The sequence below is a fragment of the Acidovorax sp. LjRoot117 genome (assembly GCF_964252695.1).
Lineage (GTDB): Bacteria > Pseudomonadota > Gammaproteobacteria > Burkholderiales > Burkholderiaceae_C > Acidovorax.
This window is the reverse complement of sequence record NZ_CAXUPO020000016.1, coordinates 39,979-66,079: the sequence shown is the minus strand read 5'-3', so window position 1 is coordinate 66,079 and position 26,101 is coordinate 39,979. Positions and strand designations below refer to the sequence as shown.

22 protein-coding genes are annotated in these 26,101 nt (G+C 68.5%); 15 read left to right on the top strand and 7 right to left on the bottom strand.

Features of this window, described 5'->3' with window-relative positions; translation table 11 throughout:
• Positions 1 to 50 precede the first annotated feature (50 nt).
• Positions 51 to 746, bottom strand: a complete 696-nt coding sequence (gene gph, locus ACSQ3D_RS25725; protein ID WP_436128723.1) for a phosphoglycolate phosphatase — start codon at positions 744 to 746, stop codon at positions 51 to 53.
• 645 nt (positions 747 to 1,391) lie between these two features.
• On the opposite strand from gph, the gene ACSQ3D_RS25720 reads away from it, so the two are divergent.
• The gene (locus tag ACSQ3D_RS25720; RefSeq protein WP_436128722.1) at positions 1,392 to 2,123 is read left to right on the top strand and encodes a helix-turn-helix transcriptional regulator; all 732 of its coding nucleotides are present in this window, start codon (positions 1,392 to 1,394) and stop codon (positions 2,121 to 2,123) included.
• A gap of 119 nt (positions 2,124 to 2,242) precedes the next feature.
• Positions 2,243 to 3,019 (top strand): hypothetical protein, encoded by a 777-nt coding sequence (locus ACSQ3D_RS25715; RefSeq protein ID WP_056420445.1) that lies wholly within the window; start codon positions 2,243 to 2,245, stop codon positions 3,017 to 3,019.
• A gap of 44 nt (positions 3,020 to 3,063) precedes the next feature.
• On the opposite strand, the gene ACSQ3D_RS25710 is transcribed toward ACSQ3D_RS25715, so the two are convergent.
• Both ACSQ3D_RS25710 and ACSQ3D_RS25705 read right to left on the bottom strand, forming a co-directional pair.
• Entirely contained in the window at positions 3,064 to 4,626 is a 1,563-nt protein-coding gene (locus ACSQ3D_RS25710) for a hypothetical protein (RefSeq protein ID WP_436128721.1), read from the bottom strand.
• A 2-nt stretch (positions 4,627 to 4,628) separates the two neighbouring features.
• Complete coding sequence (locus tag ACSQ3D_RS25705; protein ID WP_436128720.1) at positions 4,629 to 5,993, bottom strand: SPFH domain-containing protein; 1,365 nt, start codon at positions 5,991 to 5,993, stop codon at positions 4,629 to 4,631.
• Between the two features lie 245 nt (positions 5,994 to 6,238).
• Here ACSQ3D_RS25705 and ACSQ3D_RS25700 point away from each other — a divergent pair, with 245 nt between their 5' ends.
• The 3 genes from ACSQ3D_RS25700 (at position 6,239) to ACSQ3D_RS25690 (ending at position 9,856) form a co-directional block, all read left to right on the top strand.
• Positions 6,239 to 6,937 carry a response regulator transcription factor gene (locus ACSQ3D_RS25700; protein WP_056420647.1) on the top strand — a complete coding sequence of 233 codons (699 nt, stop codon included), beginning with the start codon at positions 6,239 to 6,241 and terminating at the stop codon, positions 6,935 to 6,937.
• Positions 6,938 to 7,136: 199 nt separating this feature from the next.
• Positions 7,137 to 9,305 (top strand): sensor histidine kinase, encoded by a 2,169-nt coding sequence (locus ACSQ3D_RS25695; protein ID WP_436128719.1) that lies wholly within the window; start codon positions 7,137 to 7,139, stop codon positions 9,303 to 9,305.
• 158 nt (positions 9,306 to 9,463) lie between these two features.
• On the top strand, positions 9,464 to 9,856 hold the full coding sequence (locus tag ACSQ3D_RS25690; RefSeq protein WP_056420454.1) for a hypothetical protein: 393 nt from the start codon (positions 9,464 to 9,466) through the stop codon (positions 9,854 to 9,856).
• A 187-nt stretch (positions 9,857 to 10,043) separates the two neighbouring features.
• Here the strand turns inward: ACSQ3D_RS25690 and rpe are convergent, their stop codons facing one another.
• The gene (rpe, locus tag ACSQ3D_RS25685) at positions 10,044 to 10,730 is read right to left on the bottom strand and encodes a ribulose-phosphate 3-epimerase (RefSeq protein ID WP_056420457.1); all 687 of its coding nucleotides are present in this window, start codon (positions 10,728 to 10,730) and stop codon (positions 10,044 to 10,046) included.
• Between the two features lie 87 nt (positions 10,731 to 10,817).
• Here rpe and apaG point away from each other — a divergent pair, with 87 nt between their 5' ends.
• From apaG to ACSQ3D_RS25650, 7 genes are all read left to right on the top strand, one after another.
• A complete protein-coding gene (gene apaG, locus ACSQ3D_RS25680; protein ID WP_436128718.1) occupies positions 10,818 to 11,225 on the top strand; it encodes a Co2+/Mg2+ efflux protein ApaG in 408 nt (135 codons plus the stop codon).
• A gap of 58 nt (positions 11,226 to 11,283) precedes the next feature.
• The gene (locus ACSQ3D_RS25675) at positions 11,284 to 13,281 is read left to right on the top strand and encodes a site-specific recombinase (RefSeq protein ID WP_436128717.1); all 1,998 of its coding nucleotides are present in this window, start codon (positions 11,284 to 11,286) and stop codon (positions 13,279 to 13,281) included.
• Positions 13,282 to 13,464: 183 nt separating this feature from the next.
• Positions 13,465 to 14,721: a cation:proton antiporter gene (locus ACSQ3D_RS25670; RefSeq protein WP_056420467.1), complete on the top strand. Its 1,257-nt coding sequence runs from the start codon at positions 13,465 to 13,467 to the stop codon at positions 14,719 to 14,721.
• Between the two features lie 61 nt (positions 14,722 to 14,782).
• Complete coding sequence (locus ACSQ3D_RS25665) at positions 14,783 to 15,907, top strand: YbdK family carboxylate-amine ligase (protein ID WP_056420470.1); 1,125 nt, start codon at positions 14,783 to 14,785, stop codon at positions 15,905 to 15,907.
• 765 nt (positions 15,908 to 16,672) lie between these two features.
• On the top strand, positions 16,673 to 17,656 hold the full coding sequence (gene thiL / locus ACSQ3D_RS25660; RefSeq protein ID WP_436128716.1) for a thiamine-phosphate kinase: 984 nt from the start codon (positions 16,673 to 16,675) through the stop codon (positions 17,654 to 17,656).
• Positions 17,657 to 17,912: 256 nt separating this feature from the next.
• Positions 17,913 to 18,116: a DUF2892 domain-containing protein gene (locus ACSQ3D_RS25655; protein ID WP_396504869.1), complete on the top strand. Its 204-nt coding sequence runs from the start codon at positions 17,913 to 17,915 to the stop codon at positions 18,114 to 18,116.
• A 41-nt stretch (positions 18,117 to 18,157) separates the two neighbouring features.
• Positions 18,158 to 18,706, top strand: coding sequence for an RNA polymerase sigma factor (locus tag ACSQ3D_RS25650; RefSeq protein WP_436128715.1), 549 nt, complete (start codon positions 18,158 to 18,160; stop codon positions 18,704 to 18,706).
• Between the two features lie 36 nt (positions 18,707 to 18,742).
• On the opposite strand, the gene ACSQ3D_RS25645 is transcribed toward ACSQ3D_RS25650, so the two are convergent.
• Positions 18,743 to 19,717, bottom strand: a complete 975-nt coding sequence (locus ACSQ3D_RS25645; protein ID WP_436128714.1) for a TRAP transporter substrate-binding protein — start codon at positions 19,715 to 19,717, stop codon at positions 18,743 to 18,745.
• 418 nt (positions 19,718 to 20,135) lie between these two features.
• On the opposite strand from ACSQ3D_RS25645, the gene ACSQ3D_RS25640 reads away from it, so the two are divergent.
• Positions 20,136 to 21,932 (top strand): pectate lyase, encoded by a 1,797-nt coding sequence (locus ACSQ3D_RS25640; RefSeq protein ID WP_436128713.1) that lies wholly within the window; start codon positions 20,136 to 20,138, stop codon positions 21,930 to 21,932.
• A gap of 167 nt (positions 21,933 to 22,099) precedes the next feature.
• On the opposite strand, the gene ACSQ3D_RS25635 is transcribed toward ACSQ3D_RS25640, so the two are convergent.
• Together ACSQ3D_RS25635 and ACSQ3D_RS25630 are read right to left on the bottom strand one after the other, a co-directional pair.
• The gene (locus ACSQ3D_RS25635) at positions 22,100 to 23,281 is read right to left on the bottom strand and encodes an Acg family FMN-binding oxidoreductase (protein WP_436128712.1); all 1,182 of its coding nucleotides are present in this window, start codon (positions 23,279 to 23,281) and stop codon (positions 22,100 to 22,102) included.
• A 152-nt stretch (positions 23,282 to 23,433) separates the two neighbouring features.
• Positions 23,434 to 24,495, bottom strand: coding sequence for an NAD-dependent epimerase/dehydratase family protein (locus ACSQ3D_RS25630; RefSeq protein WP_436128711.1), 1,062 nt, complete (start codon positions 24,493 to 24,495; stop codon positions 23,434 to 23,436).
• Between the two features lie 133 nt (positions 24,496 to 24,628).
• Here ACSQ3D_RS25630 and ACSQ3D_RS25625 point away from each other — a divergent pair, with 133 nt between their 5' ends.
• Both ACSQ3D_RS25625 and ACSQ3D_RS25620 read left to right on the top strand, forming a co-directional pair.
• Positions 24,629 to 25,516 (top strand): LysR family transcriptional regulator, encoded by an 888-nt coding sequence (locus ACSQ3D_RS25625; RefSeq protein ID WP_436128710.1) that lies wholly within the window; start codon positions 24,629 to 24,631, stop codon positions 25,514 to 25,516.
• 104 nt (positions 25,517 to 25,620) lie between these two features.
• Entirely contained in the window at positions 25,621 to 25,980 is a 360-nt protein-coding gene (locus ACSQ3D_RS25620) for a hypothetical protein (RefSeq protein ID WP_436128709.1), read from the top strand.
• The last annotated feature ends 121 nt before the right edge of the window (positions 25,981 to 26,101 follow it).

The window sequence follows — 26,101 nt, the reverse complement described above, 5'->3', positions numbered from 1 at the left end:
CCAGCAGCCCGGATCGATCACCGGGCGCGGGCATTGAGGATCGAAAGACGCTAGCGCAGCGCGGCCAGGGAATCCACAAAACCGTCGGCATCCACGCCACGCACCGGCTGGCCATGGTTGTAGCCGTAGGTCACCAGCACCACGGGGCAGCCCGCCGCGCGTGCGGCCTGCGCGTCGTTGCTGGAGTCGCCCACCATCAGCGTGCGCGCCGGTACGGTACCGAGGGCCTCGCAGGTCTTGAGCAGCGGCAAGGGGTCGGGCTTCTTGCGCTCGAACGCATCGCCGCCGAACACATGGTCGAAGAAGCCGTCGAGCCCCTTGGCCTGGAGCAGCGGCACGGCGAAGTCCGTGGGCTTGTTGGTCAGGCAGGCCAGGCGCAGACCGGCGGCGCGCAACGCCTGCAGACCACCCACCACGCCCGCGTAGACTGCCGAGTACTGGCCATTGATGGCGAGGTAGTGCCGCTGGTAGCTATCCCACGCAGCGGGGTACAGCGCATCGATTTTGATAGCAGCCAGCGCGTTGTCATCCTGCGCAAGGACGTGCTGAAGCACCGAACGCAGCAGGTTCTCCGAGCCCTTGCCCACCATGGGCTCGATGCGCGCAGCCTCGATGGACGGCAGGTCCAGATCGCGCAGCATGCGGTTGATGGCCTCGGCAAAATCACCCATGGTGTCGACCATGGTGCCGTCCAGATCGACGATGGCGGCGTCCAGTTGTTTCTGGTTCAGGGGAAGGAAGTTCAAGGCAGCACGATGAAGTGAAAAATGCCTTGGATGGTAACGGGGCGCCGCCCTCGGACACCCCATGCGGACTGAGCCGCCGGCTTTGCTACCCGTGCAGGGGAATCACCGGCTTGGCGTCGCCGGCCGAAACAGACGCAGCCTCTGCAGGTGCGGCTGTGGAGCCCGACAGCACTTGCTGCGCTTTGGCGGCCGAGACGGCGCGGGGGCAGGACTTCTGGCACGAAGTCAACGCCCGAAAGCTATCGCAGACCAGCAACTGGCTCGAAAAGCATTGGTATTGAAGGCTTTGCATGGACGACGGCTGAACAGCCAGTTTCAAACCGGACCATTCCGTTTTGGTTGCCCGTAGGCTCGCCGACCGCCGGGCACCAGCGCGTAGGCGGACAGCGGTCGGGGTGTGTAGGCCGCCATCTGGACTGGATGCGCCAGCGCCGCATGGCAGGCTCGGGGCAGCAGGATCTGCGGTACTGGGGCTCTGCATGGGTGGAACGCGCCGAGGCGCAGACAGCACACACGGCGACGCCTTGCGCTGGCGGCCACTGCCCAGGATGGCGCCCCGCTCACCGCCAGAAAGACTACGATTCGGATGCGCCCTGTCAGATCTGCCAGGTGCGTGCTTCGTTGCGATTGGATAGAACACCGGCCATGCTCACGCTGCCCCGCTACCTTCACTCCCTGGAGCAATTCCACAGCGTGCGCACGCCGCAGGAGCTCACGCTGTTGCTGTCGAGCGTCGGCCAGGCACTGGGTTACGACAGCATCGTGCAGGGCCTTCAAAGCTACTCGCGCCAGGGCGGGCTGCATGTCGACTCGACCTCGGTGATCTCCGACAAGTGGCACAGTCACTACCTGAAGAAGAACTACTACAAGGTCGACCCGCGGGTGCACCACTGCGCGCGCCACACCACCCCGCAGCGCTGGAGCAGCGCCGACCTGTACGACCACCCCCGCGCCGCGCAGATGATGCAGGAGGCCCACGACTTCGGCGTGCGCGCGGGCATCTACGCGCCCACGCACAGCATGGACGGACGCTTCAGCCTGCTGTGCCTGAGCTTGCGCCATGTGCCCGTGGCCGAGGCCCAGGACCTGGTGCTGCACACGGCGCCCTTGATACCTGCACTGGCGGCGCATGCGCACGAGGCGGTGCTGCGCATGTTGCGTGCGAACGCCGAGCAGGAGCCGGTTCTCACGCGGCGCGAATGCGAATGCCTGCAATGGGCGGCTGCGGGCAAGACGTCGTGGGAGATCGGACTGGTGCTGAACATCGCCGAGCGCACGGTGAACTTTCACCTCAGCAATGCGATGGCCAAGCTGGGCTGCCACAGCCGGCAGCACGCCATCGTCAAGGCGCTCATGCAGGGGCTGGTCGGCCTGTAAGAACAGCCAGTTCAAGCCGCAGGGCCTGTGCGCTGCAATCGCCCCACTTCATGCGCTGTGCGTGAAGCCATTCATTGGGGAGTTTCACTTTGCGCACTGCACCTGCCACCTTTCTTTTCATGCCACGCCTGACCGTGGTCGCCTGCATCGCCGCCCTGCTCACCGCTTGCGGTGGAGGGGGCGACGACGATACCGGCGGCGCGGCGCCCCATGCCATCGGCGGCACGGTGACCGGGCTGGCCGCCAACACCGAGCTGGTGCTCAACAACAACGGCGGCGATGCCTTGCGCATCAACGCCAACGGTGCTTTCCAGTTCGCCCAGCCGTCCACCGGCTACCGGGTCGAGGTCGCCACACAACCGGCCGGGCAAAACTGCAAGGTGGCCAACGGCAGCGGCACCGCCACGGCGCCCGTCGCCGATGTGCAGGTGAACTGCGCGGCCGGCACGGGCGGTGGCGACACGGGCCCGGTCATCACCGCGGGGATCGCCGGCCTGCTGGGCGAGTGGCAGCAAAACAGCTGCGTGGCCGCGGGCGGCGGCCAGTGGGCCCGCAACTACCTGCGCCCCGTGCAGGTCAACGGCACCACCCTCTCGCACGTGCAGGGCTTGCGGCTCTTTGGCAACAGCCAGTGTTCGGGTGCCGGCACGGTGCTGGGCGGCACGTCGCTGGGCCAGGTGGCGTTCTCTCGCTCCGAGTCCAACGCCAGCGTGGCGGCCAACTGGGGCACGTTCCGGCAGATCACGGGCCTGACCAGCCAGGCCATCTGGGCCAAGCGCGGCGAGAACACGCTGTGCCTGCTGGGGGATGAAAACCCGTCCATCCTGCCGACCCTGGCCCGTGTGGCCGCAGCGCTCGACACCCTGCCGGCGTCGGCCTGCTACAGCCGGCTGTAGAAACGCCCGCTCCCCCGCTGAGCACCAGCAGGGGAGCGTTGCGTTCAACGCAGGCTCAGCGTCTGGCGCTTCCAGCCCGCGTCCTGCCAGCGCTGGAACAAGGGCAGCGATGCGACGTCACCCGTCACCCGTTCGGTGGCCAGGCCGTCGATGCGGACCACCTCGAAGCTCTTGCGGTAGCGGCCCTGGCCGCGCGCCTCGCGGGCCACCAGCATCTGCTGTCCGCCGGGGACCCAGCCGGCGAATTCGGCATAGCCGGTTTCAGGCGATGTGGCTGCAGGGGGCAGCACGTCCACCACCCAGGCATCGCCCGCCTTGCGCATCACCCACAGTTCGCGCCAGCCTTCGAGCGGTTGTACGGCCAGGGCCACGGCAGTGCCTTCGCGGTTGACGGTGGCGGACGCCGCCCACACCACGCCGTAGGTGCAGCGGCGCACCAGCGGGTCTTTGGCGCCGCGCTGCGCATCCACCAGCAGCACGCAGCTCTCGCCAGGCGCACCCGGCTGCACCACCACGGCGGGCCGCTTGGCATCGGCCACCGGTGCGGCGGCGGGTACCAGCGCCCAGCGCACCGCGCTCACGCGCATGGCGGCGTCGTTGTACGCAACCTGGTCTTCGTCGGGCAGATCGTTGCGGCTCACGCCCGCAAACTCCGCCAGGGCCCGCGATGCAGCAGCGCCCGCGGCGGGGCCGCCGTCCTTGCGCGCCTGCTGGAAGGCCACGGCGCTCCACAGCCCCGTCCGGCGCATCTGCACCCGGTTGCGCAGGTAGCTGGGCAGGCCGGCCACGTCGACTTTTTCCAGCAACTGGGCCTGCCAGTCCTGCAGCTTGGCGCGTTCGTGGGCGGGCAGGTCGGGGTTGGTGCATTCGGGCCGCGTGAGCGCCAGCGCCGCACGCGCACGCTGGTCGGCGTCGGCCGAGGGCATGGCCAGCACGCGGCGGAAGGCCTCGCCGTCGTAGCAGATCTGCATGCGGCCTTCGACCTCGTAGGTGGTGAACCGCACGCCGTAGCCGTTGGCTACATCGAGATGTGCGGACAGCGTGGCGCCGTTGGCCTTGCCTGCCGCCGTGCTCGACGGTGCCAGCGATGCCCTGCGCGCCAGCCGGTCGGCGAACGTGCCCAGGGCATCCAGGGCCTGCGCACCGCGCTCGCCCGACAGCGCTGCCGCAGGCGCTGCCTGCAGGTAGGCGGCGGTCAGGCCGATGCCCAGCGCTTCGGAGCCGGGCGTGTCCCGCACGAAGCGCAGCACCGACAGCAGCGCGGGGCCGTCGGCCTCGGTCAGCGAGATCCGGCGCACGTCGCTGGCCCGGATGAACCCGCCGCGCTCGCGCTTGTGGTCCCACACCTGCAGGTAGTCCATGCGCTCGCCACGCACTTCCAGCACCTCGCCCTGCCACAGCAGCGTCTGCTGCTGGGCCGAGTCGCGCGGCGCGGCACGCAGGCTGGCCTGGTCCTGCACCACGATGGCACTGCCGAAGTCGCTGGCAGGTGCGCTGCTGGATGCGCTGGCCGCTGCGCCGGTGGGCACGCTGGCGGTGGCAGCGGTGGCCACCGTGGTAGCCGCCGAAGCGATGGCCGTGATGAGCGTGAAGAGAGTGCGCAACATGTTCATTGCTCCGTGGCGGGGGTGGCGGATGCGTCGTCGGCGCCGGAGCCTGCAGCAGCCTGGGCTGCGGCGGCCTGGGCATTGCGGTTGCCGCCCAGCAGCGCTGCTCCGATGAAGTCGCCATTCGCGGGCGGCGGCGCGATGATGACCTGGATCTTGTCCGAGAGCTTGTCGGCCAGCGTCTTCTGGATGAGCAGCGGGTGGCGCGTGACCAGAGCGCCTTCGCGGGCCATCTGCTCGGCGTTCACCTTGCCGATGCGGTCCATGCGGTAGGCCTCGGCTTCGGCCAGCTTCTGGCGGGCGTCGGCCTCGCCGTTGGCCTCGATGCGGCGGGCCTGGGCGTTGCCTTCGGCGGCCTTCACACGGGCCACGCGCTCGGCTTCGGCTTCCAGCTGGCGCTGCTCGATCTGGCGCTGCTTGAAGGGCAGCACGTGCTTCATGGCTTCTTCCTGGGCGCGCGCGGCGATCACCTGTTCGCGCGCTGCGGCTTCGGCGGCCACTTCGCGGCGGACCTTGTCTGCCGATGCGTCGAGCTCGGTTTCCTTCACGCGCTTGTCCTTGAGCTCCAGCGTATAGCGCATCTTCTCGGAGGCCAGCTCTTCGGCCAGCAGGCTGTCCATGCCGCGGCGGTATTCGGCGGGCAGGTCGACCTTGCCGATCTGCACGCTGCGCAGCACCACGCCATCGGCCGCAAGGCGGGTGCGCAGCTCGGTCTCGATGATCTGTGCGATCTCGGCACGCTTGGACGAGAAGATCTCCCGCACCGTGTAGCGGGCGAACACCTTGTAGACCAGGCCCTGCACCGCCGGGGCCACGACGTCGCCATCCACATCGTCGGGCAGGTTGCCGGACTTCACGGCGTTGGAGGCCGGGTCCAGCGCGTAGCGCACGCTCAGATCCAGGCCGAACGACAGGCCTTCCACCGACTGCAGGGGCGCGCTGCCGGTGGCCTGGCGCATGGCTTCAGGGCGGTAGCTCTGGTCGCGCAGGGAGAGCACCCGCACGCTGTGCACGCCGGGCAGGACCCACACGCCACCGTCGCGCCACTGGGTGACCGAGCCGGTGAACTGGTTCGTGCGCAGGCCCAGCTCGCCCTGGTCCAGATGGCGCACCGGCGGGTTGCGCACCACCGCCACGCCCGCAGCGACCACCACTGCACCCAGGGCCAGCCAACGCACGGTGCGTGCCGTGGGCAGCAAATAGGCCCAGCGGAGGGGGCGGCGGTCTTCGGCGGCCCAGGGATTGGCCGCTGCGGCCCCCACCGTGCTGTCGAACTGAGCGTCCAGGGCTGCGTCAGCGGCGGCGGAGGGCGTGGCGGCGGAGCGGCCGCGCAAGGCTTGGACGATGCGGTTCCAGGTGAATTTCATGGTGTTTCTCTCTCTCGGACGGGTTGAATTTGTTGTCTTGGCCTGAACAACCTGCGGGCTGTTCATTGGTAGGTGATTCTTCGGAGAACACCCGGAAGCAACAACGCGCACCACAGCCCAGAGTCCGCCCGCCGGCCGAGCAATTGCTCCGGCCCCGGAAGAAAAACTCACACCGGCCCCGCTGGCGCGCCGGGATAATCCGGCCACCACCACTGCAAAGCGCTTTCATGACCCTCAACGCACGCATGGCACGCATCGCCGTGATCGAAGACGACCTGCCCACCAGCAACCAGCTGGCCGGCTGGATTGCCAGTGCGAAGAGCGGCATCGTGATCGACCAGTGGTTCACCCGCGACGACGCCGAAGCCGCCTTGGCGCGCGAGCACTACGACGCTGTGGTGCTGGACATCGAACTGGGGCGCGAGCGCCATGCGGGCGTGGCGCTCATCAACGCGATCAACAAGCTCGGCCAGGGCACGCCCGTGCTGGTGGTGTCGGCCATGCCCGCGGCCATCTACCGCAGCATCATGAAAGCGCTGGACGCGTGGGACTACCTGCAGAAGACGACCTTCGAAGAGGCCGACTTCATCGAGACCTTTCTCGACATCCTGCGCACCACGCAGACCGCCCCCGCCCAGGCCGCGCCCGCTGCGGCGCCAGGCGACGCGCTGGTGCTCGACCCGCTGTGGCAGCGCACCCCCACCTGGCGCGGCGAGCGCATCAACCTGCCGCTGACCGCCCAGCGCATCCTGGCCACGCTGCACCAGCGCAGCGGCGAGGTCGTGTCGTACGACGAGCTGTTCGATGTGGTCAAGAGCGGCCGCAACCGCGACAACGTGCGCAAGCATGTGAGCACCATCCGCGAGGCGCTGCGCGAGGTCGATCCGTCGTTCGAAGGCATCGAGAACGTCCCCATGCGCGGCTTCCGTTGGGTAAGGCAGTGAAGCATCCCCCTGAGCGGCTTCGCCGCTTCCCCCTTCTCTCGACTGGCTGCGCCATTCGGGAAGGGGGACGTCGCCAGCGCCCGCAAGCTAAGCGCCGCCCGGGCAGCTTGGCGGCCCTTGCGCGGCGACCCTGGTCCAGGCCACGCCCTGTTCATTCGCCATCTGCCGTGCCAAGTGCCTTTGATGGGGGGAGCTGGCAATGAAGCGCCTGCTGCGGCGCCCGGCGCTGGAGATGCCGCGGCTCGAGATGCCCCGCCTGGGCCTGCCGGCGTTTCGCCTGCGCATCCTCGTGCGCAGCGTGTTCCTGCTGCTGGCAGCGGCCACGGTGGCGCTCAGCGTGGTGCTGCTCAAGGAGGAAAAGGAGCGCGCCTGGCAGAGCTACCAGAACGGCTTCAAGCGCAGCCAGTCCGAAGTGATGGCACGCCTGCGCCATCCGTCCGGCCAGTTGGCGCTGCTGAACGCACACATCCAGGGCCAGGGCGCCACGCCACTGGCGCCGCTGCTGCTGCCCTATGCGGCCATCGACTTCGACGACCAGAACAAGGCCCAGCAGGCGGTGGAGATGGCGGGCTGCGCGGTGCAGTACCCGGACGGCGCCTCGGCCTGCGCGGCCATCGGCAACAACCCCTATGCGGGCGGCTTCATCTACCTCGTGGGCAGCTTCTATGCGGGCGAGCTGGTGCCGCGCGAACGCGGCGCGCTGGACCTGGCCGCCGTGCACCGCGCCCGGGTGACGCTGGACATGCGCGGCACCACGTCGCGCTGGGTGGCGCCGTTCGAGGCGCTGCCCCCGCAAGGCAGCATCCAGACCCGCGGCCGGCTGACCGGCTTTGCGGACGTGGGCGAAGAGACGCTCGACGTGCGCGCGCGCCCGGTGCGCGACTTCCGCGGCTGGCTGTGGCAAAGCAATGCGTGCCGCGACCCGGCGGGCACCGCGCCCGGCTGCCTGCGCCGCACGTTCTATTCGATCCGCCTGCCCGTGGAGCTGTTTCGCGAGGCGCTGTTCGGCAAGCAACCGCTGGTCTGGCCGCCCGAGGACCTGGGCAGCATGCGCGTGCGGGTCGAGATGCTCGGCCCTGCTGCCGATGCCGGCAGCGGCCCCACCCGCACGCCTGCGCTGTTCGACAGCAACACGCCCGGCGCGCAGCCCGCCGCGTCGCTGGCCGACGTGGCCCGCTCGCTGCTGCCGGGCGAGAAGGTGCAGATCCGCAAGCTGGGCAGCAGCGAGCAGGACGCCCTCACGCTGCGCGGCACCGAAGTCGAAGCGGGGCCGACGGCGCCGTGGCTGATCCGCCTGATCAGCTGGCTGCCGCTGGACCTGCAGGGCCCGGGCGAAGCCAAGGTGCAGGAGGTGCCCGCAGGGCTCGACATTCTCGACACACCGCTGGGCAACTACGCCGTCACCTTCACCGGCAACCTGCGTGGCGTGGAGCAGGGCCTGGCGGTCGTGGCCACGCGCATGTCGTGGTACCTGGGGGCCATGCTGGCGGCCATCGCGCTGGCCTGGCTGGCGGTGGAAGTCGGCCTGCTGCGGCGCGTGACCGCGCTGACGCGGCGCGCGGCCGCCGTCTCGTACAACGTGCAGGACGGCCACATCGGCCCGCGCCTGGGCGACCTGGATGTGTCGGACCTGCGCGGTTCGGACGAGCTGGGCATTCTGGCTGGCGGCCTGGCCGACCTGCTGCAGCGCGTGAAGGACGACATCCAGCGCGAACAGCTGCGCGCCCAGCAGGAGCGCGACATGTGGCACGCCGTGGGCCACGAGATCATGTCGCCGCTGCAGTCGCTCATGGTGCTGCACGGCGGGCCTGGCGACCCGGGGCATCGCTACGTGCAGCGCATGCAACAGGCCGTGCACGTGCTGTACGGCACGGCATCGCCGGCCGAGGCGCTGCAGGCCGCCGACCTGCCGCAGGGCCGGCTGGACCTGGACGCCTTCTTGCGCCACGTGGCCGACAACGCGCATTTCGCTGGCATCGGCAACGTGGTCTACCAGGGCGGCACGGGCCCGGTGGTCGTGCGCGCCGATGAGTTCGCGCTGGAGGACGTGGTGACCCACATCCTGGGCAACGCAGACCGCTACCGCCCGGCGGGCACCGCGATCACGCTCACGCTCAAGGCGTCCGAGTCCACGGCCAGCGCCACGCTGCACAACCAGGGCTCCACCATCGAAGAGGACTTGCTCGGGCGCATTTTCGAGTTGGGCGTGTCCGACCCCCGCCTGCCCGTACCGCCGGGCGGCTCGGAGCACCGGGGCCAGGGCCTGTTCGTGGCCAAGACCTACATGGCCAAGATGGGCGGCACCGTCAATGCGCGCAATACGGAGGACGGCGTGGCGTTCACATTGACCTTCCAGCGCCTGGGCTGAGGCCGGTTTCGCACACCCGCCACGGTGGCAGAGAAGGCACCTGCGCGCACGGCGGCGGGGCGTGCCGTCCGACAGCGGTGCTAAGGCACGCGCCCTACGCTGCAGGATTGCACTGCACCCTGGTGCGCCCTGTCACAACCGCGCAAGGAGACCTTCTCATGCCCCGCTTCGCTTTCATCACCCCCGCCCTCACCGCTGTCCTGCTGGCGGCTTCCGCCACGGCCATGGCACAGGCCCCCGCCCCTTCGGGCGACGCCCGTGCCCGCTACGAGCAAGAGCGCGAAAAGTGCATGACGAACAACACCCAGGATTCGCTGGCGACCTGCCTGCGTGAAGCCAACAACGCGCTGGACGCATCGCGCAAGGGCCAGCTGAGCAACCCCGGCCCGGCCGCTTCGGAGAACACCACCCAGCGCTGCGAAGCCTTCCAGACGGCGGCCGAGCAGGCCGAGTGCGTGCGCCGCACCCAGTCGTCGTCGGTGAGCGGCTCCGTGTCCGGCGGTGGCGTGCTGCGTGAATCGGTCACCACCACGGTGATCCCGGCCAAGTAAGAAGCGCTCCGGCGCTCCATAAAACCGAATGAGAATGGGCACTACCGCTTGCCCATCCAGCGCCAACAGCTATCAATAAAATAGCAAACGCCCGCCGCAGCGGGCGCGCGCCGGGACCCTCGCAGCCGTGGAGCTGGCGATGCCAGGCCAACGGGTGTGTCCCCCATGGGCGAAGGCGCTCAGCGCCTCAGGGCTTGGCCAAGGCGTCACGCATCGCGTCGATGACACCCTTGTAGTCTGGCTTGCCGAAAATGGCGCTGCCAGCCACGAAGGTATCGGCCCCGGCATCCGCCACGCGGCGGATGTTGTCGGTCTTGATGCCGCCATCCACTTCCAGCCGAATGTCCTTGCCCGTCGCGTCGATGCGGCGGCGCACGTCCTCGATCTTGCGCAGGGCCGAGTCGATGAAGCTCTGGCCGCCAAAGCCGGGGTTCACGCTCATGATCAGAATCAGGTCGATGTCGTCGATCACCCAGTCCAGCACGTCCAGCGGCGCAGCGGGGTTGAACACGAGGCCGGCCTTCACGCCTTTGGAGCGGATGGCCTGGATGCTGCGGTGCACATGGCCCGAGGCATCGGGGTGAAAGCTGATGTAGTCGGCGCCCGCATCGGCAAACGCAGCGGCCAGCGCGTCCACGGGCTGGATCATCAGGTGCACGTCGATCGGCACGGCCACGCCATCGGCCGTCTTGGAATGCGGCTTCAGGGCCTGGCAGATCATCGGGCCGAAGGTGAGGTTGGGCACGTAATGGTTGTCCATCACGTCGAAATGGATCCAGTCCGCGCCGGCGGCAATGACGTTGCGCACTTCTTCGCCCAGGCGGGCAAAGTCGGCAGAGAGGATCGAGGGGGCGATTTGGAATGTGCGGCTCATGCCCCGATTGTCTCAAAGCGGGCGGCCTGTGGCGATGTGCGGGATGTTTCCGCGGGTTTTAAGGGCCGCCACGGTTACCATTCCGCCATGCCAAAGTACCAGTTTGACGTGACAGTGCTGCCCGAGTACCTGCCCGAGCAGTCCGCGCCGGACACCGGGGTGTTCAGCTTCGCCTACACGATCACGATCACCAATGCCGGCGACACGCCGGCCCAGCTCATTGCACGCCACTGGATCATCAGCGATTCGCGCGGCCACACCGAAGAGGTCAAGGGCCTGGGAGTGGTGGGGCACCAGCCGCTGCTCAAGCCGGGCGAATCCTTCCAGTACACCAGCGGATGCCGCCTGCGCACGGCCAGCGGCACCATGCATGGCACCTTCCATTGCGTGGGCGAAGAGGGCGAGCCCTTCGACGCCCCCGTCCCGCTGTTCATGCTGGAGGCGCTGGGCCACGGGCCTGCAGGCCAGCCGCTGACCGGTCGGGTGCTGCATTGAGCGCAGCCCCTCGCGCTCCCCACGGTGTGGGGGCTTCGCCCCTGCGCGGAGCATGGCGATGAAGAAACAACCCCATCCCGCCTACGATCTGCCCGGGCTGCTGGCCCGGCTGGACCCGGCCGCCGACCTGGCCCACCGCCACCTGTGGCTCATCCACCTGCTGGACTGGGTGCGCGGCAAGAGCGACTCCATCCCTGCCGCCGTGGGCCGGGTGCAGCTCTTCCTCGATGCCGTCGAAACGCGGCCGGACGTGCAGCTGCGGCTGCGGGCCTGGTGGGCCACGCTGGTGGACCAGGTGGACGTCACCACGCTGCTGGCCGACTTCGGCTTTGCGCCGCGCACCGCGCTGGTCAGCGAGATCTCCGAGCGCCTGCGCACCAAGTTCCTGCCGGGCAGCCCCGAGACCATCGATGCGTCCGAGCTCTTCATGCTGGCGCTGCCCGGCGAGTTCGATGCCCAGTGGCTGCTGGCGCTGGACGAAGCGCAGCTCGCCCGCCTGGTGGCCTTGCTCGCGCCCGCGGACCCCGATGTCCACACCGGGCCCTCGCGCTGGCACAAGGCGCTGCTCGATGCCATCACCTACTGCGCCGGCCAGATCCTGTCGACCGGTTTTGCGCCCGAGCTGCGCCTGCGGATGAGCGAATCCGCGCGCGATGCCCAGCCTTTTCATGCGCTGATCCACGACGTGGAAAGCCTGCGCGTAGAGGTCTTGCTGGCGCTGCGCACGCCCGACCGCCTGAATGATGCCGCCCAGCGCCTGCGCGAGCGGCTCGAAGCGTGCCGCGCAGCGGCCTCCACCGTATACACACATTTCGAAGACAACGGCATTTCGGTGGGCCTGGTGTTTCGCCTGCGGCAGCTGCGCGAGCGCATCCTGCGCGTGCGCGAGCTGCTGGACTGCCTGCTGTCGCCCAAGCCTCCGGTCACCGCGGCGCGCCTGCTGGCCCACCTGGTGATGGTGGGGCAGGAGCGGCGCAGCCTGCGCGCGCTGCTGGCCTCCAACTCGTCGCTGCTGGCGGCCAAGGTGGCCGAGCGCAGCGCGGAAACCGGCGAGCACTACATCACCCGCAACGCGGCCGACTACCGGTCCATGGTGGGCAAGGCCGCAGGCGGCGGCGCGCTGATGTCCGTCACCACGCTGGTGAAGTTCGGGCTGCATGCCCTGGCGCTGTCGGCCTTCTGGGGCGGCTTCATCGCGGGGGTGAACTACGCCGTCACCTTCGTTCTGATCCAGCTGTTGCACCTGACGGTGGCCACCAAGCAGCCCGCGATGACCGCACCCGCCATGGCCGCCAAGCTCAAGGAGCTGGATGCCAGCGGTGCCATCGAATCCTTCGTCGACGAGATCACGCACCTGGTGCGCTCCCAGGTGGCCGCCGTGCTGGGCAATGTGCTGGTGGTCTTCCCGGCCGTGCTGCTGCTGGCCACGGCCATCGCGCTGGCCACGGGCGCACCGGCCATCAGCGAGAAGCAGGCCCTGCATGTGTTCGAATCCCTGCACCTGCTCGGGCCGTCGCTGTTCTTCGCGGCCTTCACCGGCGTGCTGCTGTTCGCGTCGAGCATCATCGCCGGCTGGGCCGAGAACTGGTTCGTGCTCAACCGGCTGGACTCCGCGCTGCACTACAACCCGCGCATCACCCGCTGGCTGGGCGCCGAGCGCGCGGCGCGGTGGGCGCGCTTCCTGCGCGAGAACCTGTCGGGCTTCGCGGCCAACATCTCGCTGGGGTTCATGCTCGGTCTCGTCCCTGCCTTCGCAGGGTTTTTCGGGCTGGGCCTGGATGTACGCCATGTCACACTGTCCACGGGCCAGGTGGCTGCGGCCAGTGCGACGCTGGGGATCGGCGTGTTGCACATGCCGGCCTTCTGGTGGGCGGTGGCATCGCTGCCGCTGCTCGGTGCGCTCAACGTGACGGTGAGTTTCTACCTCGCCTTCAGCCTGGCGCTGCGGGCGCAGAACGTGAGCGGCGTGGACCGCTCGCACATCTACAGAGCGATCCGCGTGCGCCTGCGCACCGCGCCCCTGAGCTTTTTCGTGCCCGCCCGCCGCACAGCCTGACGAGAGACCCGGAAAGACGGGCCCGGCGGCAGCGGCAAGCCCCGCCCCTGTCCTACATGGACGGGATGTTTCGGCCTGTAAATTCAGGCAACGCTGGTGCGTCCCTGATTTTTCAGGGTTTCTGCGCACCCGCTTCTTCACTCCCGGCGGGGCCCGTCCCCGCCTGACGCAGAGGTTCCAGACATGAATGAAATCCTGACCTTCTGGGCGCAGTGGCTGCGCCCCTCGGCCGGGTTGCCGACGGTCCAGTGGTCACTGCTGCTGGCAGTGGCGGCCATGGCAGGCTATCTCACCCAGCGCCACACCGGTCTGCCCAAGGTATTGGGCTACTCGCTCGTCGGCACCGCCGCGGGCCTGGCCGGCTTCAGCGGCGCCGTGTGGCCGCTGCAAGGCATCGGCCTGTTCCTCCTGGAGCTGGGCATTGCCATCGTGCTGTTCGAGTGCGGCGGCCGCATTCCGCTGCGCTGGTTCCGCCACAATCCCATGGTGCTGGTGCAGAGCATCGCCGAATCGGTGTTCACCTACTTCGCCGTGTACTGGGTGCTGGTGTGGCTGAACTTGCCCACGCAGGTGGCCGGGCCGCTGGCCCTGGTGGCGCTGGCCGCGTCGCCCGCGGTGCTGACCCGCGTGGTGGCCGACACCCGCGCTGCCGGCCCGGTGACGGAACGCGCCATCGTGCTCACCACCCTGTCCACGCTGTATGCGCTGACGCTGGGCAGCGCCAAGGCCGAGCTCATCAACCGCCAGGGCCTCACTTTAATGGAGACCATGTCGCCCGTCGTGGTGGTGCTGGGCGTCTCCATCGTCGTGGCTGCCGTGCTGGCGCTGGTGCTGCGCATGGCGCTGCGCGTGATGAGCCCGACGAGCGAGAACACCTCCATGCTGTTCCTGGCGCTGGTGGCGGCCGGCACGGCCGTGGCCGCGCACATGGGCGGCTCCGCGCCGCTGGCAGCACTGCTGGGCGGCATGCTGCTCAAGCAGCTCAACCCCCGGCCCTGGGCCTGGCCGCGCCAGCTGGGCAACGCGTCGTCGCTGCTCACCATGCTGATGTTCGTGCTGGTCTCCACCGTGGCCGCGCAGGCCGACTGGAGCGCCCCCGTGGCCGGCGTGGTGCTGGCGCTGATCGCCGTGCGCCTGGTGGCCAAGGCCACGGGCGTGGCGCTGGGCAACGTGGGCAGTGGCGCCAGCTGGAAGCAGGCGCTGTGGGTGGGCTGCGCGATGACGCCGATGTCCTCCATCGCGCTGCTCATCGCCTCGCAGTTCGTCCTGGCCTCGCCCTCCACCGGCCATGTGATCGCAGGTGTGGCCCTGCCCGCCATCTTGCTGATGGAAGTGATGGGCGCCGTGATCGCCACCGTGGCCATCTACCGCGCAGGCGAAAGCTCCAAACCCTGGGCGGCGCTGACGGCCCGCGGCCAGAACGGAGACACCCAATCATGAGCACCGCGCGCGCCAGCCACCCGCCAGCGCGCACCGCAGTGCACAGCACGGAACGCATCTAATGTCCCTTGAAGCCTTCAACCATTCCGAGCCCCTGACCCTGGGCGTCGAGCTGGAGCTGCAGCTCGTCAACACCAACGACTACGACCTCGCGCCCTATGCCGAGGACATGCTGCGCCTCATGCACAAGACCCCGCTGCCCGGCAGCGTGGTGCCGGAGATGACGAACAGCATGATCGAGATCTCCACCGGCATTTGCCACTCCAGCAGCGAAGTGCTGGGCCAGCTCACGCCCATCCGCGATGCGCTGGTCAAAAGCGCGGACAAGCTCAACATCGCCGTGGTGGGCGGCGGCACGCACCCGTTCCAGCAGTGGCACGAGCGGCGCATCTACGACAAGCCGCGCTTTCGCGAGCTGTCGGAGCTGTACGGCTACCTGTCCAAGCAGTTCACCATCTTCGGCCAGCACGTGCACATCGGCTGCCCCGATGCCAATGCCGCGCTGCTCATGCTGCACCGCATGTCGCGCTACATCCCGCACTTCATCGCGCTGTCGGCATCAAGCCCCTATGTGCAGGGGCAGGACACGGCGTTCGACTCCGCGCGCCTGAACTCGGTGTTCGCGTTCCCGCTCTCGGGCCGTGCGCCGCTGGCGCTCACCTGGGAAGACTTCACCGTCTACTTCGACAAGATGACGCGCACCGGCGTGGTCAAGAGCATGAAGGACTTCTACTGGGACATCCGTCCCAAGCCCGAGTTCGGCACCATCGAGATCCGCGTGTTCGACACGCCGCTGACCATCGAGCGCGCCGCGGCGCTCGCGGGCTACGTGCAGTCGCTGGGCGCCTGGTTCCTGGCGGACCAGCCCTTCATGCCCACCGAAGACGACTACCTCGTCTACACCTACAACCGCTTCCAGGCGTGCCGCTTCGGCATGGACGCGGTGTATGTGGACCCGGCCACCGGCGACCACATGCCGCTGCGCGAGCACATCCTCAAGACCATGGACAAGATCGCCGGCCACGCGGCCGTGCAGGGCTCATCGAGCGCCATGCACATGCTGCGCACCGAGGTCGAGGCCGGGCAAAACGATGCGCGCTGGCTGCGCGAGCGCCAGCGCGAAGAGCAGTTGCTGGCCGAAGTCAGCCGCCAGGCGGCGCAGCGCTTTCGCGGCGCGCTGGCCTGACGCGGCCCCCTTACGCAGACGGCGTGGCGGGCAGGCGGCGCCAGCCGGTCACACCGCGCGCGCCGTGCGCCACGGCGCAGAGGGCAGCGGCTCCGCCGCCAGGCGAATCTCGACGATCTGGCCGAAGAAGCCGTCGGCGCGCCGCCAGTTCCACGAGCCCGCACCGCCCTCCACTGCATGGTGGCCCCGGCCGTGGCGATGCGATGCCCGACGCGTCCGCGCTGTTGCGAAGCACGGGGGGCGCCCTCCCCATACATCGTCGTCTCGCCCTTCGCGGGGTTGCCGACGACGGCCACGTGGACCCAGCGGTCCACAAGAAGATCTCTCCCGACCAGCTGGCCTGCGGCGCACGGGCGCCGGCATGCTGCGGGGCTTGTGCACCCCACCCACGGAGAGAACGACAGCACGTCGATGGTGTTGTGGGGCAGGTCGAACCCCTTCAGCCGCATCTGGCCGTTGCCGCCCTGGTAGGCCATTTGGTAGTCCACCCCCATTTCCTCGACCGCATTCCCGAAGTCGTTGGTCTTCGTGAGGCGCGCCGCTCCGTGGTGGTGGCCGCAGAATGGGTGGAACGGCCATTGCGATCTGAAATCATGATCTTTTGCCGGTGTGAGGTGGTGCCAATGCCAAGGACGTGAAGCCAGCGCATGCGTGGCGGAGCGCAGCGCGTGCTGCGGCACCTCAGGAAGCCGGCATGACCCATCCGTGACAATCCTCTGGCCACACGACCGGCGCCCAAAAAAGATCAGGGACTTGTGCTTTTCCATGAATGAATTCGAACTGATTCACCGCTACTTCACCCGCGCTGCCAGGCCCGATGGCGCTGCCGCGCTGGGCGTGGGCGACGACTGCGCGCTGCTGGCACCCGCTCCCGGCATGCAGTTGGCCATCTCCAGCGACATGCTGGTGGAGGGCCGCCACTTCTTCGCCGACGTGGCCCCCGAGGCGCTGGGCCACAAGGCGCTGGCGGTGAACCTGTCGGACCTGGCGGCCTGCGGCGCGCGGCCGTTGGCCTTCACGCTGGCGCTGTCGCTGCCGCGGGTGGACGAAAACTGGCTGGCCGGCTTTGCGCGCGGGATGTGGCAACTGGCCGATGCGCACGGCTGCGAGCTGGTGGGCGGCGACACCACGCAGGGCCCGCTCAACATCTGCATCACCGTGTTCGGCGAGGTTCCCCCCCGCCAGGCCCTGCTGCGCAGCGGCGCACGGCCTGGCGACGACCTCTATGTGAGCGGCACGCTGGGCGATGCACGGCTGGCGCTGGAGGCGCTGTTGGGCCACACCGCGCTGCCCGCCGACGTGCTGGCCCGCGCCCGCCAGCGGCTGGAGCGCCCCACACCACGCGTGGCCCTGGGCCTGCAGCTGCGCGGCATTGCCAGCAGCGCCATGGACCTGAGCGACGGGCTCGTGGGCGACGTGTCGCACATCCTCAAGGCCTCCGGCGTGGGCGTGGTGATCGATGTGGACGTCACTACTGATTTGATAGCTGCTGGCGCTTACCCATCAAGCGGTATCGGCATTTTTGATGCTGAAGTCTTGCGCCGCTGCACCTTGTCGGGCGGCGACGACTACGAGCTGGCCTTCACCGCGCCGCCTGCGCAGCGCGACGCCGTGGCGGCTGCCGCCGCGGCCAGCGGTACACCCGTGACCCGCATCGGCACCGTGGTTGCCGAGCCGGGCCTGCGCCTGGTGGACGGCCAGGGGCAGCCGGTGGAGAACCGGTACGCCTCGTTCGATCACTTCGGGTAAGGGGCGTGGCAGCTGCAGGCCGGCCAAGAAGGATCAAGAAGGATCAAGAAGGATCAAGAAGGATCAAGGCGGGTCAGGCGGGTCAGGCGGGTCAGGCGGGTCAGGCGGGTCAGGCTACCCAGTACGGACACGAAAAATATTTGCCAGCGCATGAATCCTTGGCCGGATCCGGCGGCTCTTGGTGGGGGAGGCGCGCAGTGAGTGCGCCTCGCTGTCCCTTCTCATCCATCCCACCGATTCCCAGGAGTTTTTCACCATGTTGTACCGCAAGAACATCACCCGCCCCGAAAGCCTGCTGCGCATTGCCGGCGGCATCGCCCTCGTCGCCGTCGGGCTGTGGTGGCAAGGCGCATCGCCCCTGGGCCTGGTGCTGGCCGCATCCGGAGTGGGCAGCGTGCTGAGCGGCGCCTTCGGCTACTGCCCCGCCTGCGCACTGGTCGGCCGCAAGCCGGTGGAGTGAACTGACGCCCCCTGAGTCGCTTCAAACGGAGAATCCCATCCATGCCACGCCCCACCCTCGCCCAACTGCTGCCCGCCGCCCGCGATGGGGACGCGCGGGCCATGGAGCAACTGCTGGCGCTGGCGCGCCCGGACATCCGCCGCTACGCGCTGCGCCACTGCGCCGCCACCACGGCCACCGACGACGTGGTGCAGGAGGCGCTGATCATCGTGTACCGCCGCGTCGGCGCGCTGCGCGAGGTGGCGGCCTTTGGCGGCTGGGTGGTGCGCATCGTGCAGCGCCTGTGCATGCGACCGGTGCTGGGCTGGCTCAAGGGCGAGCCGCTCGCGCAGGTCGAAGACAACCTGGCCTGGTCCCACAGGCCCGACCACGAACTGCGCCACGACCTGGCCCTGGCCATCGACTCGCTGCCGCCCATCTACCGCGATGCGCTGCTGATGCGCGACTTCGAGGAACTGACCATCGAAGAGATGGCTGAGCGCCTGGGCACCACGCGCGAGGCGGCCAAGAGCCGGCTGCACCGCGCCAGAGCCCTGGTGCGCGAGTACCTGCTGCCCACTGGCACCACTGCCGGCGCCGGCACGCCGTGAGGAGCACCGCAGCCGCAGCGATCACGGAAGGCAGCGCTACTTCGCAATGATGGTCAGCAGCTCTTCCCGCGTGGTCGGGTCGGCCATGTATTTGTTGTAGAGCGGCGCCATGCGCCGCACGAAGGGCGAGACATCCTTCACGCGCACGAACTGGGAGCCCTGTTTGGCCGTGGTCTCCAGCGCCTGCGCCACGCGCTTGTTCCACAGCTCGCGCATCAGCAGAGCCGACTGGGCACCCGCGTCGGCAAAGGCCTTGCGGTCTTCGGCCGAGAGCTTGGCCCACAGCGCGGCGGACACCACCAGCGCCTCGGGCGAGATCACGTGGTTGGTCACGTAGACGTTCTTGGCCAGCTTGTGGTGCCCCGTGGATTCGTACGAGGGCATGTTGTTCTCGGCGCAGTCGATGCTGCCTTTCTCGAAACCGCCCAGCACCTCCTTGAAGGGCATCGCCACGGGCTTGGCGTCCAGCAGCCGGATCATCTCCGTGAAGATCTCCGACTGCTGCACGCGGATGGACGCGCCCGCCAGGTCGCGGATCGTGGCGGGCGAGCGGTTGGCGCAGTAGAACGATCGCCCCCCGCCGTCGTACCAGCCCAGCACCACGAAGCCGGCCGACTGCAGGTTGGCGGCAAAGCGCTGGCCCAACGCGCCGTCCAGGTGGCGGAACATGTGGGCCGAGTCGGTGAAGAGGAACGGCAGGTTCAGCACCTTGATGCCGGGCACGGCGTCGGACAGCGGGCCCGAGCTGAACTCGGCGATGTCGATCTCGCCGCTCTTGAGCATTTGCACGGCCTTGGGCTGATCGCCAAGGGTTGCGTTGGAAAACACCTCGATCTGGTAGCGCCCCTGCGTGGCCTTGCCCACCTGCTGCGCGAAGCTTTTCATGGCCTCGGTGACGGGGTAGCCGTCAGGGTGAATGTTCCATGCGCGCAGCTTCGTCTGCCCCCACGCGGCACCCGCGCACAGCAATGCTGCCGCCACCAGACAACTGGCTTTCCATCTCTTGACCATGCTTGTCCCCCATCCTGTTGTTCTGTGTGCATTGTTAACGTCATCATCTGACGTCATACAAATAATCACAAATTTTTAGTGTTTTGATCGCGCGGCGTCAGCACGTTCTGCGGCGCACTGTGCGCCGCGGAAGCGGACCGTCGAAAATCCCGCGAACCTGAGATTCCATGCGGATTTCAAGGCATACGCGCTCGCACCCACCTCGTTCTCGCGCCCGATTCTGCAGCGACAAGTGCCACAGGCCGATTGGGGTTAACGCCAGTCGCAGCAGGAAATCCCGCGCCCAGAATTCGCGCCAAGTTGTACGACGTCATCTGTCATGGTGCCGTATGGCCTGGGGCCGGGCCACCGGGGCGGCAGCCGGTGCACCCGCTTCGGCCCCTTTCAGACCCACTGCCATCCAACGAGGAGACATTCCATGCTGACCATGAAGCGCAGAGACTTCACCCTGAGTGCCCTGGCCCCCCTGCTGCTGAGCGCCTGCGGCGGCGGCAGCGACGACCCCGCGCCCCCCTTTCCGCCCGGCCCCAAGGCCGACGCTGCCGACGCCCTGAAGCGGGCCACGCATTACATGGACGACACCGTGTCCTACCAGGGCGGCTACGTGTGGTCGTACTCGCCGGACCTGAAGCAGACCTTCGGCGAGATGGAGGCCTACCGCACCATGTGCTGGATCCAGCCGCCGGGCACGCCGTCGGTGGGCCATGTGTACCTGGACGCCTACCACGCGACCGGCGACGAGCGCCACTGGCGCGCGGCCGAGCGCACCGCCACGGCCATCATGGCCGCGCAGCACAGCTCGGGCGGGTGGAACTACATCCACGACTTCGCGGGCGAGGCGTCGCTGAAAAAGTGGTACGACACCATCGGCAAGAACGGGTGGCGACTCGAGGAGTTCCAGCACTACTACGGCAACGCCACGTTCGACGATGCGGGCACGGCCGTGGCATCGCAGTTCCTGCTGCGCATGTACCTCGAAAAGCGCGACGCCCGCTACCTGCCCGCCGTGCAGAAGGCCATCGACTTCGTGCTGAACGCGCAGTTCGGCCCCGAGTACGGCGTGGCCAATGGCGGCTGGCCGCAGCGGTTTCCGCACTTCCCCGGGGCGATCAGCAGCATGCCGCTGCCCAACGCGTCGCAGCTGCCCGCCGGTGCCAAGGCCGGCATGGACGACGGCGACTACACACTGCACGTGACCTTCAACGACGACGTGATGGGCGAGAACATCAAGTTCCTCACCCTGTGCGTGATGGCGCTGGGCGAGACGCGCCTGCTGCCCAGCATCACCCGCGCGATGGAATGCATGCGCCTGATGCAGCAGCCCGGCCAGCAGGCGGGCTGGGGGCTGCAGCACCTGTCGCGCGCCAAGGACGGCCGCCCTGCCGGGTCGCTGGCCGGTGCCCGCAGCTACGAGCCCCGGTCGCTGGCCACGCACACCACGCAGACCAACATCCGCCAGATGTTCAACTACTTCCTGCTCACCGGCGACCGCAAGTACCTGGCGCGCCTGCCCGAGGCGATCGCCTGGCTCAAGAGCTGCCCGCTGCCGGCCGACGCCGCCACGGTGAACCCGCTGCTCACCGGCGGCCGCACCCACCCCACGTTTGTCGAGCTGGGCACCAACGACGGCCTGTACGTGCACCGCTACGGCTCCAACATCCACAACGGCGCCTACTACTACGACAAGAACTACACCAACACCGTGAGCCACTACTCGGCCGGCCGGCCCATCGACATCGCGGGGCTGGAGGCCACGTACGCCAAGCTCAGCGGCATGACGGACGCGGCCGTGGCCGAGATGGCCGCGCGCTCGCCGCTGAAGGTGGCGGGCGGCGGCAAGGCGCTGCCCAAATACTTCTCGATCCGCGAGGTGGACTTTCCGGACCTGTTCACCGGTGCAGTCATGGCCACGCCCGCGGTGCCCGAATCCGAAGTCGCCACGCTGCTGACCGAGCTGGGCACGCGCAACTACTGGACATCGCCCGTGCCCGAAGTGGTGAACCCCTACCAGGGCGACGGCCCCACCGCGCCGTACACCGGCACGGCCTACCGCAGCAAGCACGTGGGCGATGTGTACGACACCTCGCCCTACCCGGCCGACAACCCGCCCGACGTGCCGCCGTATGTGAAGAAGGACAAGCCCCAGTTCATCGTCACGGCCGAATGGATAAGGCGCATGGGGCGGCTGATTGCGTTCGTGGCGCCCGTGGCTTGATTCCGATGGTCTCGATGGGCGGGTGGAACCTCACCCGTTCACGCTGAGCCTGTCGAAGCGCTGCACCAGGCTTCGACAGGCTCAGCCCGAACGGCTCTGTGGCATTGGAGCGCCGATCCTGGTCAACTCCCGGCGCCTGAAACCCGCTCCGCCCCAACCGGCCCGCTTCACGCCTGCACGAACTGCCGCAGGGGCCGGCGCGGCGTGGCAGGCACCTCGTCCTGCGGATAGCCGATGCGGCAGAACATCTGCACGGTGGCATCCTCCGCCGCGCGCGGCGCGGGCCGGCCCAGCACCAGCTGGTGCACCTGCTCGTAATGCGGCGCCATCTCGGCAAACTCTTGCAGCGCCTGGCTCATGGGGTGCATGCCCACGCCCAGCGCCGTGGCCTGCAGCTGCAAGCGCACATAGGCCCGGCCCGCGTCGATCTGGTCGCCGCGCGTGTTGCCGCCGGCGACCCACACAAAGCCCATCGCCGTGCGGCTGTGGCCCTCGAAGCGGCCCATCGCGCTCTTGTACGCGGCGCTGCCCTCGGCGGGTGGCGCGGACCGGTCGAACATGCCCAGCGCGGCCACCGCCCGCACGAACGGTGCGTTGAGCGAGATGCCGTCGCGGTGGCGCAGGATCTCGGCCGGGCCCACGCGCGTGAGGTGGATGCTCTCCATCATCGTGCGCGGGGTCAGCAGCTCGACCTGCGCGGACTGCCAGCACAGCGTGCGCAGCGGCTCCAGGCGCGCAGCGTCGACCGTGCCACCCACCTGCACCACCGCCACGGGCCGCTGGCTGGACAGCAGCGCGGCCAGCACATCGGGCGTTACGGTGCGGGCCATGTCGAAGTCGCTCTTAGGCGTGTGGCGCTGCAGGACCTGGGCAAACAGCGCATCGGGCCGGCCCGCGGGCTTCAAGGTGACACGCGCCACCGGCCGGTCATCCCAGTCCGCCAACGCCGCAGGCAGCGGGCCCTGCGGCCACAGCAGCACGTCGCTGCCCACGCCCTGCTGCGCCAGGGCCAGCACCAGCAGCTCCAGAAAGGCGCCGTGGCCGATCAGTATCTGGCGCCCCAGCGGGTCGGTGTGCGCCAGCACGCGCTCGCGGTCGGTGCGCAGGGTGATCACGCCGTCTTCGCGCAGGTCCACCACCCAGGGCTGCAGGTTGTGCGGGTTGGGGGCGGTGATGGCGTAGGCCACGGCGCGGCGGCGCACCTCGGTCTCGCCCACCGGGCCCTGCCAGGCCTCCACCGCTTCGGCGGGGTAGTGCGGGCTGGCCACGCCACAGGCGGCCAGGGTGCCGGCCGTGGCGGCGACGACGGTGCCACCGCCTGCCAGGCGGATGAAATTGCGACGGTTCATGGCGGGTCCTTCTGGCCGTGTGGGCCGGTGTGCCTGTCAAAAAAGGCTGTGAAGACAAGGTGGTGAGGCCAGGCGCGCACGCCAGCTCGCCGCGACCGCCGGCGGGTTGGGTGTGGCGGTGCAGCGGTGACAGGCCCGTGGGCGCCGCGCCTTCAGGCCAGCGCGGCGCGCGGGGCGGGCGCAGCACCCAGCGCCAGGTCGTTCAGCGCCTGGCGCGCTGCCTGCTCGAACGGCGTGTGGGGCTCCTCGCCGATCAGCGCGCGCAGGCGGGTGTTGTCCAGCCGGTGGGGCTCGTGGCGCAGATATCGCATGGCGGCCAGCGACGCGAGCATGGGCATGAACACACCCGCCACGCGCAGCAGCGTCCAGTTCAGCCGCTTCACGCGCAGCGTGCCGGCATCGGGCAGCCAGCCGCGCTCTGCGGCCAAGGTGGAGAGGCTGAGCAGCCAGGGCTGCGCGCTCACGGTGTGGCCCTGGAAATGCAGGCAGTCGAACGCGGCCAGCCGGTGGCGTTCGTCGGCGACGCGCACCAAGGTGGCCGCCAGGTCGGGCAGGTACGCCCAGGGCGTGGCCACGTTCAGCGGGCCGGGCCAGGTGACGCGGCCCCGGTGCAGGTCCTTGGCGATGGACTGGTCGAGCCAGCCGCTGGCGCCGCTGCCAAAGAAGTCGCCGGCGCGCACCACCACCGCCCGCATGCGCCCGCCCTGCGTGGCGGCTGCGAGGCGCTGCTCCATCGCCACGCGCACCAGCCCTTTGCCGCCAGCGGCCGCCTGGGGCGTGTCTTCGCGCAGCACGGCGGGCATGCCCTCGCCGAAGTTGTAGACGTTGCCCGGCAGCATGAGCGTGGCGCCCAACTGCTGCGTAACGTCGATGGCAGCGTCCAGCAAGCCGAGCGCCTCCAGGCGCCATGCCTTGTCCGTGTACGCAGGGCTGATCGCATGCACCACCACCTGTGCGCCGCGCGCCTGGCGCAACAGCTCCGCCGTGTCATGCACCGCCACCGGCATCCACCACACACCGCCCATGGCGGGCAGCGCGTGGCCGCTCGCAGCGGGCCGCACCTGCGCCAGCACCTGCCAGCCGGCCTGGGCAAAGGCCCGTGCGGCAGCCAGCCCCAGGCGGCCGCGCGCGCCCAGGATCAGCACGGTGGGCTGAGCGGCTGGTGCTGCCTGTGGTGCGGCAGGAGCGAAGGGAGTGTTGAGCGGTGCGGTCATGGGAATCTCCACGGCGGGAAAGGAATGGACCGATTGTGAAAACGCACCGACAACCACACAATTGCCTAACTATCCATACCAGTAATTCATTTTTGAATAGCTAGACACCGCCGACCCGGAGCACGCTACCGCCATGAAACACACTTTCGACTGGAGCCTGGTGCAGTCCTTCCTGGCCGCGCTGGACCAGGGCAGCCTGCTGGGCGCGGCCCGCATGCTGAAAGCCAGCCAGCCCACCATCGGCCGCCACATCGCCGAGCTGGAATCACAGCTGGGCGTGGTGCTGTTCGAGCGCACCGGCCGCGGCCTGCTGCCCACCGCCACGGCACTGCAGCTGGCCGAATCGGCCCGCGCCATGGAGGCCGGCGCGCACCAGCTGGCGCGCAGCGTGTCGGGCGCCGAGGCCGGCGTGAGCGGCACCGTGCGCATCACCGCCAGCCAGCCCGTGGCCTGCGTGCTGCTGCCGCCGGTGCTCGCGCGCATGCGGCAGGCGCTGCCTGAGGTGCAGGTGGAACTGGTGTCCAGCAACGAAGTCACCAACCTGCTGCGCCGCGAAGCCGACATCGCCCTGCGCATGGTCCGCCCCGACCAGGCCAGCCTGGTGGCCAAGCGCATCGGCGCCGTAAAGCTGGGCGCATATGCCCACCGCGACTACCTGCGCCGCAAAGGCACACCGCGCCAGCCGTCAGACCTGCTGCAGCACGAGCTGATCGGCAACGACCGGCACGAAGACATCCAGCAAGGTTTTGCCGCCATGGGCTACCCGGTGGACCGCCAACGCTTTGCCTTCCGCACCGACGACTTGATCGCCTGCTGGGAAGCCGTGCGCGCTGGTTTGGGCGTGGGCTTTGTCGGCGACTACATGGCCCGTACCGACCCCGACGTCGTGCCCGTGCTGCCCATGCTGCCTCTGCCCGAACTGCCCATCTGGCTCACGGTGCACCGCGAGATCCGCACGAGCCGAAGGATTCGTGCGGTGTATGACTTTTTGGCGCGGGAGGTGCCGCAGGCGTTGGGGTGAAGGTGGTGGGGCGAGGCCGTGGAGTGCGTGAAACGTGAGGAGTGGTGGAGGGGTCGAGGGTGGCAGAATTCGGTCGGAAGCAACCGATCAAAAAGAGAAACAAGATGACAGAATCTGAAGCTCAGGGGGAATGGCTGGAATCTCTGCCATCGATTCATCAAGTTATCTTTCTGACGGCACTCGGTCACTGTTTGACTGTTGCTGGTCGTGATAGCTACATCCCTGAGAGCGAAGAGTTGGAGCATCCCACTCATCTTCGCCAGATCAATGAGATTCAGCATCGTGTTGCAGCATGTACCTATGAGTTGCTAGTCAATGATTCGACTGAGAGCTTTCGGCGCTCGATTGCTCATTGGGTGCTCGATCAATGTGACCAACGTATGTTGGAGAACATGCAATGGGCATGGCAAACGGCTAAAGAAAGAGTTCTAAAAGCCATACAGCAAGGCACTGTGCTGCAATGAACAGCTGAGCGCAGCTGTCTGCTTTTGCGAGAAGCGCACCGCCCGCTGGGACCCGCTAGCTTGAATCGCTGTGATGGCGAATTCAATCGGACATTTCCAGCATGGTTTCTCCAATTGCGAA